The organism is Zhongshania aliphaticivorans (assembly GCF_001586255.1).
Lineage (GTDB): Bacteria > Pseudomonadota > Gammaproteobacteria > Pseudomonadales > Spongiibacteraceae > Spongiibacter > Spongiibacter aliphaticivorans.
The window spans coordinates 1,755,318-1,768,914 of record NZ_CP014544.1; the positions used below are offsets into that span (position 1 = coordinate 1,755,318).

A 13,597-nucleotide genomic window follows, 5' to 3' on the forward strand; every position below is an offset into this window, starting at 1 on the left:
AACACAAGTATCTTTTGATGCAGACGGTACTGATTTGTTATCGCCGCGCGGTCAGGGGGGGCGCGGACATCGAGGCGAACAACGATAAAACAGCGTTAGTAAACGATGACGCGACCCTGCTAAGTGATGTCACTGAGCTGGCTAGTGTGCCGGAAGAGAATACCGCTTTTTTTATTGATGACGGGGGCTCCGATGGCCCGCGCCAGCCCCTGGGCTTTAATGTTGGCAGTGTGCTTAAAGATCGATTTCGCCTGGAGAAAAAGCTTGGAGAGGGCGGTATGGGAGCCGTGTTTCTCGCTGTCGATGAACGCAAATTAGAGGCCAAGCACAAGGACCCCTATGTGGCGATCAAACTGATCGCCGGTGACTTTTCGCAAGACCCGCTGGCCTATATTGCGCTGCAGCGCGAAACCGATAAGTCACAAAAGCTCGCTCACCCCAATATTATTACGGTCTACGATTTTGATCGTGACGGTGATGTGTTCTTCATGACGATGGAGGCCTTAAAGGGCCGCACGCTTGATGAAATCATTAATGATAGGGCGCATTGCCAGCGTCATGCACGGAGCTATATTGAGGCTCTCGCGCAAGGGATTGCCTATGCCCACAAACGCAATATTGTGCACTCGGATCTTAAACCCGCGAATATTTTTGTAACCGACGAAGGTGTTATAAAGGTATTGGATTTTGGCATCGCGCGGGCCTTATATGGGGGCGGAGATGATATTGGTGAAGTTGTCGGCCTGACCCCAGGCTACGCAAGCTGTGAAATGTTTGCCGCGGCGCCACCGCACACCTCAGACGATGTCTATGCGATAGGGATCATTGCCTATCAGTTGTATACCGGCGAGCACCCGTTTGCCAAGAAAAAGGCCACCCTCGCGCGTGATCAGGGCTTAAAACCAAAGCGAATCAAAGGCATTCCACTTTATCAGTGGCAGGCCATAAACAATGCCTTGGCTTTTGATCGAGACGCGCGCTGTGCTGATGCGGGGCAATTTTATCGGCAATTTAGCGGCGCCGGACGGCGAGTAAAGCAGCTTAGCGTTGCGCTGTTAGTCGTCGTGCTGTCGGCAATTGCTTTCTTTGCCGTGTATGAGCCGGAAATCGGGCCTGACATCCCGTTTAGCGAGTTACCGGTCGCGGTGCAGCAACAGTTGACATCACATTTAGCTGAAGCCGATTTAGCATTGAAGTTTGGCGATATTAACGGTGCGCTGCACTACCTAGATCGGGCCTATGTGCTGCATCCGCACAACCGCGAAGTAATGAAAAAGCTAGACCGTTTAGTTGTGGCGATGAGCGAAGCGATTATCGCTGCGTCAGCAGAGCCAAGGCAGCGAGTTCAGCAAATAGATGAGCTTTTGAAGTACGAGTCTTTGGCCCAGAACCCGGAGTTACTAGGCCTGAAGAAATCCTTACTTAGCCATCAATCTCAGTAAAGGCACCGGCAAATAAGGCTGAGCTTAAGTAGCGTTCCGCCGAATCCGGAAGGATTGCCACAATCGTTTTACCGGCGTTTTCAGGTCGACTGGCGACGCGCTCAGCGACCGCCATCGCCGCACCGCTAGAAATACCGGCTAAAATACCTTCCTCTTTCATTAAACGATGTGCCCATTGCATGGCTTCGTCGTCGTCGATGGCTTCCACTGCATCAACCATGTTCAAATCAAGATTGTCGGGCAGAAAACCGGCGCCGATACCTTGAATTTTGTGGGGTGCATGCTGGACTTCGCCGCCATTGAGAGCACTGCGAATGAGGTTGGTAGAGCTGGGTTCTACGGCAATGGTGGTGATTGCCTTGCCACACTGGTTTTTAATATACCGCGATATACCCGATAGCGTGCCACCGGTGCCTACCCCTGCGACCAAAATATCAATTTCGCCCTTGGTGTCCTCCCATATCTCGGGGCCGGTGGTACGTTCGTGAATAGCTGGGTTCGCGGGATTGCTAAATTGCTGAGGCATAAAATAGCGTTCAGGGTCGCTGGCCACGATGGCTTCAGCGGCCGCAATGGCGGCTTTCATGCCCTTGCTGCCGTCGCTCAGAACCAGTTTGGCGCCGAGGGCGAGTAAGACCTTGCGCCGCTCCATGCTCATGGTACTGGGCATGGTGAGGGTGATTGGGTAGCCCCGCGCGGCGGCGACAAAAGCCAAAGCAATACCCGTGTTCCCGCTGGTGGGCTCAACAATCTCCATGCCTGCTTTGAGACTGCCATCTTGCTCTGCCTGCCAGATCATATTGGCGCCGATACGGCACTTGACGCTATTGGCAGGGTTGCGGCTTTCCATTTTCACCAGAATATTGTGCTGGCTGATACGTTTCACTTTAATGAGGGGGGTGTTGCCAATGGTGAGGCTGAGGTCATCGTAAGGGGCGGTCATGGTCGTCTCCAATAGCCTGAAATGTCATTTATTAGGTACTTCTGGCTTTATTTCGCCAAACTGGCACCGAAAGTGGATTGTATAGCTGGCCTGATTTGTAATTGCCTTATAATGCCAGCTTGGGTAGTCTTCTGCGCAGTCATTTTAATCATCGCCTGAGCAGTTTAGAACAGTGCGACAAGTTTTAGGGAATACGAATGAAATTTACCGGTACGGATTCATATGTTTCAACTGACGACCTGAGTATGGCTGTCAACGCGGCGGTGACTTTACAGCGTCCGCTGTTAATCAAGGGTGAGCCGGGTACCGGTAAAACCCTATTGGCTGAACAAGTCGCTGAATCAATGGGCAAAACCCTAATTCAATGGCACATTAAATCGACGACCAAGGCTCAGCAGGGCTTGTATGAGTACGATGCGGTTTCACGTTTGCGCGATTCCCAGCTGGGTAATGAGAAAGTAAAAGATATCAGCAACTATATCCGTCGCGGCAAGCTTTGGGAGGCTTTTGCAGCCGATGAGCAAGTGGTGTTATTGATTGATGAAATTGATAAGGCCGATATTGAATTTCCCAATGATTTGCTTGTTGAGCTTGATCGCATGGAATTCTTTGTTTATGAGACGGGCGAAACCGTTAAAGCTAAGCACCGACCAATTATTATCATTACCAGTAATAATGAAAAAGAATTGCCAGACGCCTTTTTGCGCCGCTGCTTTTTCCACTTTATAACCTTCCCAAGCCGGGAAACCATGCAGAAGATTGTTGCGGTGCATTATCCAAATATCGCTAAAGAGCTGGTGGCCGAGGCGATGGAAGTTTTCTTTGAAATTCGTAAAATTCCTGGTTTAAAGAAAAAGCCCTCAACTTCAGAGTTAATAGACTGGCTGAAGTTGCTACTGGCGGATGAGATTCCAGGTGAAATTCTTAAAAACCGTGATGCCAGCAAGGCGATACCGCCGCTGTACGGCGCGCTGTTGAAAAATGAACAGGATGTCCATTTGCTTGAGCGTTTGGCCTTTATGCATCGCCGCGATGGCCGCAATTAAATTATGCTAGTTCAATTTTTTCTCAGTTTACGCAATGCCGGTGTGCCGGTAACCATTCGCGAACTGCTCGATTTATTGGCAGGGCTGCAAGCACGCCTAGCGTTTGTCGATGTCGACGAGTTTTATCAGTTGGCACGACTGTGCATGGTCAAGGATGAGAAGTATTACGACCGCTTCGATAAAGCCTTTGGTCGCTACTTTAGCGATCTCAGCAGCCTCGACGATATTATTGAGGCGATGATTCCTGACGATTGGCTACGTAAGGAGTTTCTTAAGCAACTTAGCGAAGAAGAAAAAGCCAAGATTGAGTCTTTGGGCGGCCTAGATAAGCTGATCGAAGAGTTTAAAAAGCGTCTTGAAGAGCAAAAAGGTCGGCACGCTGGCGGTAACAAATGGATCGGCACCGGCGGCACCTCGCCCTATGGTCATAGTGGTTACAATCCAGAAGGCATTCGCATTGGCGGCGAAAGTCAGAATAAAAAAGCGATTAAAGTGTGGGAGCGTCGTGACTTCAAAAATCTCGACGACAACGTTGAACTAGGAACGCGCAATATCAAGGTTGCCTTGCGCCGCCTGCGTAAATTTGCGCGCACTGGCGCTGCCGACGAATTAGATATCAACGATACTATTTCCTCCACAGCCAAGAATGGCGGCATGCTGGATTTAAAGATGGTGCCAGAGCGCCACAACGCGGTGAAAGTGCTGTTGTTCTTTGATGTGGGTGGCTCTATGGATCCCCATATTAAAGTCTGTGAGGAGCTGTTCTCGGCTGCGCGCAGTGAATTTAAGCACATGGAGTATTATTACTTCCATAACTACATCTATGAGTCGGTCTGGGATAATAATATGCGCCGTCACGCCAAGCGCATTCAAATGCTGGATATCCTGCATAAATACAGCTCGGATTATAAAGTGATTTTTGTGGGTGACGCGTCGATGTCGCCCTATGAAATTGTTCAGCCTGGTGGCAGTGTTGAGCATTGGAATGAGGAGGCGGGGGAGGCGTGGATGCGACGCCTGCGCGAGACCTACGATAAAGTGGCTTGGTTAAACCCAGTGCCGCCATCTGACTGGGGTTGGACCCAATCTATTAAAATGGTTGAACAGCAGCTTGAAGGGCATATGTACCCGATGACTTTGGGCGGGCTTGAGCAGGCCATGACCTATTTAGCTAAATAAATCTAAGCGCAAACGCTAGCCTCTATCGTTTGCGCCCTTCTCTTATCTCGCTCGATCAAACCCCGCTAAAGGCAATTAATGCAGCTGTCACCGCGACATTCAGCGACTCGACGCCGTTGTGCATAGGGATTTTTAAGCGGGTATTGCAGCGCTTTTCTAAGTTGCGACTCACGCCCTCAGTTTCATTGCCAAGAATATAAACCATGCTGCCCTGTGCTTTGTAATCAAAAAGCGAGTGTTCCGCGTGGGACGATAAGCAGCACAGGGTGGCACCGTCGTCTTTCATTCGCAGTAACTCGGCATCCAAATCTTCACAGTGATATATCGGCGCTTTAAAGAGGGTGCCAGCGCTGGCTTTGATGACTAAGGCGGTAAGTGGCGCACCACCTCGACGCGGTAAGATCAGGCCGTCAATACCGCTGGCTGCCACCGACCGAATAATCATACCCAGATTCTGCGGGTTGGTAATGCGGTCTAGGGCAATATAACGGCGCGGCGCGGCCTGTAAATGATCGGCGCTAATGGCGTTGCAGGGCTGGTAGGCGCTGAGCTGCAGATCGGCGGCAACTCCTTGATCTTGTTTGCCGTTTTTAGAAATGCGCGACAGGGCTTTACGCTCGTGCATTTCAATCGCAATGCCGCGTTGTTCGGCAAGTTGGCGTAACTCGCGAATAATGCCGTCTTCTTTGTTGCTGTGGGCGAGATGAAGCTTGTAAACCTGCATGCCAGGATCTTGCAGGGCTTCCAGTACCGGCTTGCGACCATAGATTGTTAGTAGCTGGTCGAAAAAGGTCTTACGTTGCTGATAGTTCTCGCTGCTCATAGAGTTCGCTTATATTGCTGGCGGCTAGGCTAAAGAGGCCTTTTACCGGTATTAAGGGGGCTTAGGCGGCACGCTAGGCGTGCGAGAGAATATTAATTGAAAATGCCAAGGCTTACCTTGTTTTACGCTATTTAAATTGCGGGAATGATTGTCTTCTCGGGGTGGCTGCTGTTTTATGGTGCTTGCGCACTAAGTTTGGGCATAGATATTGCTTGTTGTTTGTGCGTTGCTGAAGCTTCAGCCCATAAATCTTATGTCGTATTGATTTAAGTTGCTGTATTCGGAATGGACTCTAGGGATTAAAGTTTTTTATAAACAGTGGCTTAAGTTATTTTTTATTGGATTTTGCGATGGTGCCTGACTATCTCGGGCAGGTCATTTTCGCCCCAATATCGAGCGATTAAATAATTAACGACCTAAATTGGTGCGTTTAATTTAGCACTTGGAGATATTGTTGATGAAAAACAAGGGAAATTGGCGCCCTCTGCGTATTGCAGGTTTGCTCGCTACTATTTTTGCACCACAGTGGGGATTCGCCCAGAGTCTGGATACCGGTAATACCGCGTGGATGTTAACCTCAACAGCCCTTGTTCTGTTTATGACATTGCCCGGTTTAGCCTTGTTCTACGGCGGTTTAGTACGGAGCAAAAACGTACTAAGTGTATTGATGCAGTGTTTCAGTATTACCTGCCTGGCCTCGCTGTTGTGGGTGGTTGCTGGGTATAGCCTGGCTTTCAGCGAGGGCAGCGCCTTTGTCGGAGGCTTGAGTAAAGCCTTTCTGGCGGGCGTAGGCGAAGACAGCGTCAGTGGTGATATTCCGGAAACTGTTTTTATTATGTTCCAGATGACCTTTGCCATTATCACCCCGGCTTTGATTATTGGTGGCTTTGCAGAACGAATTAAATTCTCAGCGGTAATGTTATTTTCTGCGCTGTGGTTGTTGTTGGTCTATGCGCCCGTAACCCATTGGGTGTGGGGCGGTGGTTGGTTGGCGGAAATGGGCTTGCTCGACTTCGCCGGTGGTACCGTGGTGCATATAACCGCTGGTGTTGCCGCGTTGGTGGCCGCGCTAGTACTCGGTAAGCGTCAGGGTTTCGGTCAAATGGCCTTGCCGCCACACAATTTGACCATGACATTTATCGGTGCGGGAATGCTGTGGGTGGGCTGGTTTGGCTTTAACGCTGGCAGCGCTCTGGGTGCTAATGGCGATGCCGGTATGGCAATGCTGGTGACGCATCTCTCTGCGGCAACGGGCTGTTTAACTTGGTCGGCAATTGAGTGGAAGCGCTATGGCAAGCCAAGTGCTTTAGGTGCGGTAACCGGTATGGTGGCGGGCTTGGGTACTATTACGCCAGCTTCTGGTTATGTGGGCCCAGCGGGCGCTATGGTGATTGGCTTAAGTGCGGGTATTGTGTGTTTTTACATTACTTTAGCAATGAAGCAGGTATGGAAAATTGACGACTCCCTTGATGTATTTCCCGTACACGGTGTTGGCGGCATTTTAGGGACATTCTTGGCGGGTATTTTTGCCAGCAGTGAGCTGGGCGTATTCAGTGGTCAGGGGCTCGCCGAAGGTATGACGATAGCGTCGCAGCTCAAAGTACAATTGATTGGTATTGGTGCAACCTTCGCCTATACCGCTATTATTAGTTACGGCTTATTCGTGCTAATCGATAAATTGATTGGCTTGCGTGTTAGCGCAGACGAAGAGGGGCAGGGTTTGGATATTACTTGTCACAACGAAGTGGGTTACGATTTATAATAAGACCTTGTCGATCTTTGTTAAAAACAGCCCGGCAATGCCGGGCTGTTTTGCTTTGGCTTATATCAATTGAGGAGTATTAGCATGGACGCGCAGGCGTCGGTGACGCCTTTTGTACTGTATGGCACCTCTGCGTGCCATCTGTGTGAATTGGCTGAAGCCGTTTTAAGTGAGCTTTTGGCGCAGGGTTACGATTGGCAGATTGAAGTTGTTGATATCGCTGACGATGATAAATTGCTTGAGCGCTATGCACTGTCTATTCCGGTGTTGACGCGCGCAGGCAGTGGCGTTGAGTTGCGCTGGCCGTTTGACGGAGCGGCGGTCTTGGCATTTGCCAGTGAGGAGGTGGCGGGATGAGTATTGTAGTTTCTGCGCTTTATTCCTATCCCGTTAAGTCGCTGCGCGGACACGATCAAGAGAGTACCCGTATAACGAGTTGGGGGCCAGACCGTGATCGGCGCTGGATGGTGGTGGACGACAATGGTCGGTTTATGACTCAGCGCCAGCTTCCGCAGATGTGTCGAATTGGCGCGAGCTATCGAGGTAATGATATCTGTCTGTGGCATTTGGACGCCCCTGCTGAGGCGATTGAGGTTTGCCTCGCGGGTAGCGAAAAGGAGCGACAAGTCGGCGTTTGGGAAGATTACTGCACTGCGCTAGACGCCGGTGATGCGGCGGCAGCGTGGCTAAGTGACCAGCTTGGTGTTTCATTGCGGCTTTGTTATATGCCAGATTATAGCTACCGCCAGGTAGATCTGCGGTTTGCCGAACGTGGTGACAGACTCGGTTTTGCCGATGGCTTTCCCTTTTTACTTTGTAATGAAGCGTCTTTGCAGCAACTCAGTTCTGGGCTTGGCCGTAACTTGGATATGCAGCGTTTTCGTCCCAATATTGTTATTTCAGGCGCGGCGCCGTTCGCGGAGGACGATTGGCGGCGGATTCGAGTGGGTGGTATTGAGTTTGATGTGGTGAAACCTTGCGCGCGATGTGCAATTCCGACGGTGAATCTGGATGATGCCTCGCGAGAGCCGGATGTGTTCCGATTGTTAAAAACCCACCGCCAGCGCGGAGATGATGTTTATTTTGGGCAAAATATGATCCACCGCGGCGAGGGTGAGATTAAGCTCGGCGACGCGGTGGAAGTGCTAGCATTAAACTAGTTTTTCAGTGCGGTAGCGCTGTTTTTTGGCCCGATCTGGCGCTCTTCTCGAGCTAGTAGTGGTCGCTCTAAATCAAGTTTGGCGGCGTAGATCACACTGAAGGCCAATACGTTTTTAATGTACTCACGGGTTTCGCCGTAAGGTAGGTTCTCTATCCATATGTCGGCGGGCATATCTTTGGTTTGGCGTAATAAGACACGTTCAATACGACCGGGGCCGGCGTTGTAGGCCGCGGTTGCCAATATGCGATTGCCGCCGAACTGCTCCAGTAATTGGCCGAGGTAAAAGCCGCCCATCGCGATGTTCTTTTCTGGAGTGAGTAGATCTTCAGTTTTCGGGCTGGGCAGTCCCATTTGTTTGGCGACGAGTTTGGCTGTGCCGGGCATTAATTGCATGAGTCCGCGAGCGCCAACCGGTGAGTTGGCGGCGGGCGCGAAGGCACTTTCTTGACGGGCGATAGCGTAAATCCATTTAAGCTGGATTTTTTCGCGCTTGGCAACCTTGCGAAAATTGTCTTGGTGGGGCGTTGGGAAGCGGAGCTCTAAATCATCCCACGCGTCGGCCTTCAAAGCCGTCATGATTGACTGGTAATGCCAGCCCCAGTTCAGTGCCAGTTGCGCCGCTGCGACTTGCTCTGCCTTATTTAAGCTTCGCATCGCATAAGCCCACTCAAGGTTTGAGGTGCCGGTGTCACCGAGCAGGTAGAGCTCACGCGCCCGGGCAATGGCGCTGTGTTGTTCAACCTCGCTAATTAATGCGGGGTCTAAAGTGCGGCTAGCGCTTAGCTGATAATCTTCGTTAAGAATATCCGCTGCTAAAAAACTATAGTAGCCACGTTCTGCCGCGAGTTTTTGCAGGGCTAATTGGGTGCTAACGGTGAGTTCGCCGCGCAGCTCAATATCCGCTCTGGCAGCCCAGTAGCGCCAGTCTGCCTTCTGCTTTTTATCTTCAGGTAGAAATTGCGCAATATGTTGAACGGCGGCCCAGTCACCATCTTTTAGGGCGAGTCTAATCCGCCACTCGGTAAGGTAGGGGTCTTCATAGTTGGGGTCGGTGGCCATAACCCAGTCGCGGGTGTAGTCCGCGTCGCTGGCAATAATCTGACGCGCCATGCTGTCGCGCAGGGCATAATTCTGGCTTGGCGTGAATTTTAGCTGGCGGTCTAATTGCTGCCACAAGGTGTTAGTGCGTTCAAAGTCACCTTTAGCGAGGCGTTTTAAGGTATGCACGGCGATGTCGCGGCTGCGATCATTGGGGCTTAATGTAAGTCCTTTACTAAAGAGTAAATTGGGGTTGCGCAAAATTTCGACATAGGTATCGCTGCCTTTCACCTTGCTGAGCAGATAAAAGGCCATATCCGTTTGCCCGCTGCTAAGGGCCAAATTGGCGCGGTGCCAATACTGCTGTTCAGTTTGGGCGGGGCTGAGGGTGCTCAGCCACTCTTTGATCGGGGTATCGCATTCTTTGGGGAGCGAGTAGGGTGTGCTCCAAAGTTCGCTCACTGCGACGTTGGCCTCGCTCTGTTTGCCAATTTGACGTAGTGCATGGGCGTAGTGGCAGCGGTTTTGGATTGATGAACTTTTTTGGTAGTACTGGGTGTAAAGCGTCCAGTTGCGATTACGCAGTAATTTATTAAGCCATGTTAGCCTGATGCGCTGCCCGGTAATGGTGTCACCATACTGCTGTAGATAAACGTCAATTGTTTGTTGTGAGACCTGGTTTATCTGAGCTTTGAGTAATTCCAGCTCTAAATAGGGGTATAAAGCGTAATTGCTGAGCTGTGGGGTCAGCTTTTCGGCATTGGCTATGCGGCCACGGCTGATTTCAGTGAGTGCTTCGCGGTATAATCTCCTGCTGTTATCCGTCGCGGGATCGGCAATAACGGTTGTCGCCTGGATTGCCAGTACGACCAAGAGTGTAAAAAAGCGGTTCATATCCCTGCAGCCTTGCATGACGTGTGAATTTTCGATGAGTTAAAAGACTTTGCTGAGGCCTTACAGCCTTTGCCGACCCTATATTGGATCAAATATATGCCTTTGTTACGTGCTACACAATTACAGCATAGTATTGGACAACAGATTGTACTGGATAACGCCGAATTACAACTCGAAGCCGGTGATAGAGTTTGCTTGCTCGGACGAAACGGTTGCGGAAAATCGACTTTGCTGCGAATTGTGGAAGGCAGTGCCGCTGTTGATGCTGGTGAAGTTTGGCGCCAGCCTGGCGTTAAAATTGCGCGTATGGAACAAACCCTGGATTTTGCCTCCCCAGATGAAACTATTTACGACGTAGTCGCCGATGGTCTTGCGGGTTTGGGTAAGGTGTTACGCCGTTATCATGAGCTTATTATCGGTGATATGGGCGACGCCGAGCTAAAAGAGCTCGAGCATTTGCAGCGGGAAATCGAGACCAATGATGGCTGGTCGTTCCAGCAGCGAATCGACAATATTTTAACGCGCCTTGAATTAGACGCCGACGCCAAGGTGTGCAGCATGTCTGGGGGCTGGCGGCGCCGTGTGGCCTTGGCTCGCGCTCTAGTTTGCGATCCCGACATTTTACTGCTGGACGAACCGACCAACCACTTGGACCTGGATGGTATATTGTGGCTGGAGCAGTGTGTAATGTCCTTTCAGGGCTGCGTGTTGTTTGTTACGCACGACAGGGCCTTAATTGAAAAGCTCGCTACTCGTATCGTTGAACTCGATCGCGGCATACTGACAAATTACGACACCAATTACACTCGCTACTTAGAACTTCGTGAACATGCACTCGAAATTGAGGCTGAGCATAACGCCCTGTTTGATAAGCGCTTAGCGCAAGAGGAAGTGTGGATTCGCCAAGGTATTAAGGCGCGCCGCACGCGGAATGAGGGGCGTGTTAGAGCCCTGGAACGTATGCGCTCTGAGCGGTCGCGGCGCCGCGTTCAGTCTGGGTCAGCCAATCTCAGCGTCAATCAGGCAGATCGTACCGGTAAGGTTGTTGCTGAACTCACCGATGTATCCTTTTCGGTGCCGGGTAAACTGCTCGTGGATAATTTATCCCTGCTGGTTTGTCGCGGCGATAAGTTGGCACTTATCGGTCCGAATGGCGCCGGTAAAACCACTTTGCTGCGCTTGATTTTAGGGGAGCTAGAGGCGCAATCCGGTACCGTGAAGGCCGGTACCAATCTGCAGGTGGCCTATTTTGATCAGCTTCGTGATCGTTTAGATGAAAGTCAGCGAGTCGTTGATATTGTTGGGCAGGGCCGTGATGCGGTCACCATCAACGGTAAAGACCGTCATATCATGAGTTACCTTGGTGATTTCTTGTTTAGCCCGGAGCGGGCGCGCAGCCACTTTGGGGTCTTATCTGGCGGTGAGCGCGCCCGCGTTCAGCTAGCCTGCTTGTTTAGTCAACCAGCAAATGTGCTGGTAATGGATGAACCAACCAACGATCTGGACATGGAAACCCTCGAGCTGCTCGAAAGCCTCTTGGTTGATTTTAGCGGTACGGTGCTGCTGGTAAGTCACGATCGCTCGTTTGTCGATAGTGTGGCGAGTAGCTGCTTGTTATTTGAAGGCCAGGGCGTCATCAGCGAGCATATTGGTGGCTATAGCGAGGTGTCTTCTTATATGTCGCGCAGGCTCGCACAGCAAAAGGCGGCACCGGCTAATCCGTCACCGTCGTCGTCGGCTCAAGCTGTGGCGACGCCAAAGGCTAGCCCCAAAGCCCGCAAGCTTAGCTACAAAGACCAGCGCGAATTAGATGGACTGCCAAGTAAAATTGAAAACTTAGAGCTAAGTCTTGAAAAACTCGCTGAGAAGTCGGGTAGTGCGGGATTTTATCAGCAAGATCCCAGCGTTATTGCCGAAGTCTTGGATAAAATCACAGCGACGCAAGCGGAGTTAGATCACTGTATGGAGCGCTGGCTCGAACTGGCGGAGTAGTGAGCGCCTTAGGGCTCGTTATTTAGTCTTGGCGCCCAACGCGCACGGCGAGCACGTCGCACTCGGCGCCATGTAATACGCCGTTCGCGGTGGACCCCAAGAGCAGTGCCAAGCCTTTGCGGCCATGGCTGCCGACGATAATCAGGTCGGCGCCTAGGCTTTCGCATAAGTCATGAATCTGTGCGTCGGGTCTGCCCGTGAGTAAATGGCATTGTTTTTTGGCAATATTTAAACGCTGCGCGAACTTGTCTAAGGCAGCCTCAGCCTGTTGCTGCAGTTGCTGCTGGACTTCAGAGAAATCCATGGGAATGTCGCCGCCGTAGGCGAGACTGAGCGGCTCTACCACGTGTAATAAATGTAGCTCCGCGCCGTGTTGACTCGCCATGCCTGCGGCCCGCTCTAGTACAGCGTCGGCTTCATCTGAGAGATCTATCGCGGCTAGGATGCGCCGGTAGTTTGGCATTTTGGGCTCCAACTATATTCGCAATTGACTCGCTTATTAAGGTATAAAGCCTGCCAACTGTCCAGTATTTACCAAAGGAAATTTATGGCCTGGTTAATCGGCTTTGCAGTAATTGGCTTTATGTTGGCGCCAATCATGTGGATTTTGCCTTCACGGCGGCAATCCCAGCAGGCCGCAGTGAGGGCTGCTGCTCGTGCGCATGGCTTGTCGGTAAAAGTTGTTGCCATGCCAAAGTCTCGCCGCGAGCGGGTTCGGCGCGAGGACGATGTTTTTGGTGTTTGTTATACCCGCCCAGTGCACAACAAAAAGCCGCTACCGGCGTGGAAGTGCTGGCTGCTGGATATTCCTGAGGGGGAAGATGATCTGCAGCCCTGCAGCCCAGAAATCTTGACGCTCATTAATGAATGTCGCGATTTACTACCAAATGATGCAACGATGCTTGAATTCACGCCAATTGGTCTCCATGTTTACTGGCGGGAACGTCAGGCAGATGAAAAGGTTGTGGCGGATATCGCCCTGTGTCTCAACACGATTATTGAAAAAGGAAAGCTGGAAATTGCCACAAGATAAAAGTTTGACGCCTGCGGATATTCCGAAGGGCTTGTATCGCCACTATAAAGGGGGTGAATACCAAGTATACGAAGTGGCAACCCACAGCGAGACAGAAGAATTGCTGGTTGTTTATCGGCCGCTTTACGGCGCTGCTGCACTTTGGGTTAGACCCCTGGCGATGTTTACGGAACTTGTTGAATATAAAGGAAAAACATTGCCTCGCTTTGAGCTGGTCAAACCCGCTAATGATGCCTTGGTGTGAACCCCTTGACATAAAAAAGCCATGGCTATCCCCTTGACC

13 protein-coding genes are annotated in these 13,597 nt (G+C 51.0%); 9 read left to right on the forward strand and 4 right to left on the reverse strand.

All coding sequences use genetic code 11. From position 1 onward, the window contains the following. Nucleotides 1–17 precede the first annotated feature (17 nt). Nucleotides 18–1,442: a serine/threonine-protein kinase gene (locus AZF00_RS07750; RefSeq protein WP_008247615.1), complete on the forward strand. Its 1,425-nt coding sequence runs from the start codon at nucleotides 18–20 to the stop codon at nucleotides 1,440–1,442. Here AZF00_RS07750 and cysK read toward each other — a convergent pair. Next, nucleotides 1,423–2,385, reverse strand: a complete 963-nt coding sequence (gene cysK, locus AZF00_RS07755; protein ID WP_008247617.1) for a cysteine synthase A — start codon at nucleotides 2,383–2,385, stop codon at nucleotides 1,423–1,425. The genes AZF00_RS07750 and cysK overlap by 20 nt on opposite strands. A gap of 197 nt (nucleotides 2,386–2,582) precedes the next feature. Here cysK and AZF00_RS07760 point away from each other — a divergent pair, with 197 nt between their 5' ends. Further along, complete coding sequence (locus AZF00_RS07760) at nucleotides 2,583–3,431, forward strand: AAA family ATPase (protein ID WP_008247618.1); 849 nt, start codon at nucleotides 2,583–2,585, stop codon at nucleotides 3,429–3,431. A gap of 3 nt (nucleotides 3,432–3,434) precedes the next feature. Then, entirely contained in the window at nucleotides 3,435–4,610 is a 1,176-nt protein-coding gene (locus AZF00_RS07765; protein WP_062383512.1) for a vWA domain-containing protein, read from the forward strand. A 55-nt stretch (nucleotides 4,611–4,665) separates the two neighbouring features. Here the strand turns inward: AZF00_RS07765 and AZF00_RS07770 are convergent, their stop codons facing one another. Continuing rightward, complete coding sequence (locus tag AZF00_RS07770) at nucleotides 4,666–5,433, reverse strand: TrmH family RNA methyltransferase (RefSeq protein ID WP_008247620.1); 768 nt, start codon at nucleotides 5,431–5,433, stop codon at nucleotides 4,666–4,668. 457 nt (nucleotides 5,434–5,890) lie between these two features. Between AZF00_RS07770 and AZF00_RS07775 the strand changes: the two genes are divergently transcribed. From AZF00_RS07775 to AZF00_RS07785, 3 genes are all read left to right on the forward strand, one after another. Then, complete coding sequence (locus AZF00_RS07775; RefSeq protein WP_008247621.1) at nucleotides 5,891–7,195, forward strand: ammonium transporter; 1,305 nt, start codon at nucleotides 5,891–5,893, stop codon at nucleotides 7,193–7,195. Nucleotides 7,196–7,279: 84 nt separating this feature from the next. Next, nucleotides 7,280–7,552 carry a glutaredoxin family protein gene (locus AZF00_RS07780; RefSeq protein ID WP_008247623.1) on the forward strand — a complete coding sequence of 91 codons (273 nt, stop codon included), beginning with the start codon at nucleotides 7,280–7,282 and terminating at the stop codon, nucleotides 7,550–7,552. Continuing rightward, the gene (locus AZF00_RS07785; RefSeq protein WP_008247624.1) at nucleotides 7,549–8,355 is read left to right on the forward strand and encodes an MOSC domain-containing protein; all 807 of its coding nucleotides are present in this window, start codon (nucleotides 7,549–7,551) and stop codon (nucleotides 8,353–8,355) included. The genes AZF00_RS07780 and AZF00_RS07785 overlap by 4 nt, the downstream gene beginning before the upstream one ends. Here the strand turns inward: AZF00_RS07785 and AZF00_RS07790 are convergent. After that, nucleotides 8,352–10,289: a transglycosylase SLT domain-containing protein gene (locus tag AZF00_RS07790; RefSeq protein ID WP_008247625.1), complete on the reverse strand. Its 1,938-nt coding sequence runs from the start codon at nucleotides 10,287–10,289 to the stop codon at nucleotides 8,352–8,354. The genes AZF00_RS07785 and AZF00_RS07790 overlap by 4 nt on opposite strands. 96 nt (nucleotides 10,290–10,385) lie before the next feature. Here AZF00_RS07790 and AZF00_RS07795 point away from each other — a divergent pair, with 96 nt between their 5' ends. Continuing rightward, complete coding sequence (locus tag AZF00_RS07795) at nucleotides 10,386–12,281, forward strand: ATP-binding cassette domain-containing protein (protein ID WP_008247626.1); 1,896 nt, start codon at nucleotides 10,386–10,388, stop codon at nucleotides 12,279–12,281. Between the two features lie 22 nt (nucleotides 12,282–12,303). Here the strand turns inward: AZF00_RS07795 and AZF00_RS07800 are convergent, their stop codons facing one another. Then, nucleotides 12,304–12,744, reverse strand: a complete 441-nt coding sequence (locus tag AZF00_RS07800) for a universal stress protein (RefSeq protein ID WP_008247627.1) — start codon at nucleotides 12,742–12,744, stop codon at nucleotides 12,304–12,306. 84 nt (nucleotides 12,745–12,828) lie between these two features. Here AZF00_RS07800 and AZF00_RS07805 point away from each other — a divergent pair, with 84 nt between their 5' ends. Together AZF00_RS07805 and AZF00_RS07810 are read left to right on the forward strand one after the other, a co-directional pair. Further along, nucleotides 12,829–13,314 carry a hypothetical protein gene (locus tag AZF00_RS07805; protein ID WP_008247629.1) on the forward strand — a complete coding sequence of 162 codons (486 nt, stop codon included), beginning with the start codon at nucleotides 12,829–12,831 and terminating at the stop codon, nucleotides 13,312–13,314. After that, a complete protein-coding gene (locus AZF00_RS07810) occupies nucleotides 13,301–13,558 on the forward strand; it encodes a DUF1653 domain-containing protein (RefSeq protein ID WP_008247630.1) in 258 nt (85 codons plus the stop codon). The genes AZF00_RS07805 and AZF00_RS07810 overlap by 14 nt, the downstream gene beginning before the upstream one ends. The last annotated feature ends 39 nt before the right edge of the window (nucleotides 13,559–13,597 follow it).

Excerpts from the sequence above, each read along its gene's own strand:
- AZF00_RS07770 (WP_008247620.1), bottom strand. The coding sequence starts at position 5,433 with ATGAGCAGCGAGAACTATCAGCAACGTAAGACCTTTTTCGACCAGCTA.
- AZF00_RS07765 (WP_062383512.1), top strand. The coding sequence starts at position 3,435 with ATGCTAGTTCAATTTTTTCTCAGTTTACGCAATGCCGGTGTGCCGGTA.
- AZF00_RS07785 (WP_008247624.1), top strand. The coding sequence starts at position 7,549 with ATGAGTATTGTAGTTTCTGCGCTTTATTCCTATCCCGTTAAGTCGCTG.
- AZF00_RS07750 (WP_008247615.1), top strand. The coding sequence starts at position 18 with ATGCAGACGGTACTGATTTGTTATCGCCGCGCGGTCAGGGGGGGCGCG.
- AZF00_RS07775 (WP_008247621.1), top strand. The coding sequence starts at position 5,891 with ATGAAAAACAAGGGAAATTGGCGCCCTCTGCGTATTGCAGGTTTGCTC.
- AZF00_RS07780 (WP_008247623.1), top strand. The coding sequence starts at position 7,280 with ATGGACGCGCAGGCGTCGGTGACGCCTTTTGTACTGTATGGCACCTCT.
- AZF00_RS07800 (WP_008247627.1), bottom strand. The coding sequence starts at position 12,744 with ATGCCAAACTACCGGCGCATCCTAGCCGCGATAGATCTCTCAGATGAA.
- AZF00_RS07795 (WP_008247626.1), top strand. The coding sequence starts at position 10,386 with ATGCCTTTGTTACGTGCTACACAATTACAGCATAGTATTGGACAACAG.
- cysK (WP_008247617.1), bottom strand. The coding sequence starts at position 2,385 with ATGACCGCCCCTTACGATGACCTCAGCCTCACCATTGGCAACACCCCC.
- AZF00_RS07790 (WP_008247625.1), bottom strand. The coding sequence starts at position 10,289 with ATGAACCGCTTTTTTACACTCTTGGTCGTACTGGCAATCCAGGCGACA.
- AZF00_RS07805 (WP_008247629.1), top strand. The coding sequence starts at position 12,829 with ATGGCCTGGTTAATCGGCTTTGCAGTAATTGGCTTTATGTTGGCGCCA.
- AZF00_RS07760 (WP_008247618.1), top strand. The coding sequence starts at position 2,583 with ATGAAATTTACCGGTACGGATTCATATGTTTCAACTGACGACCTGAGT.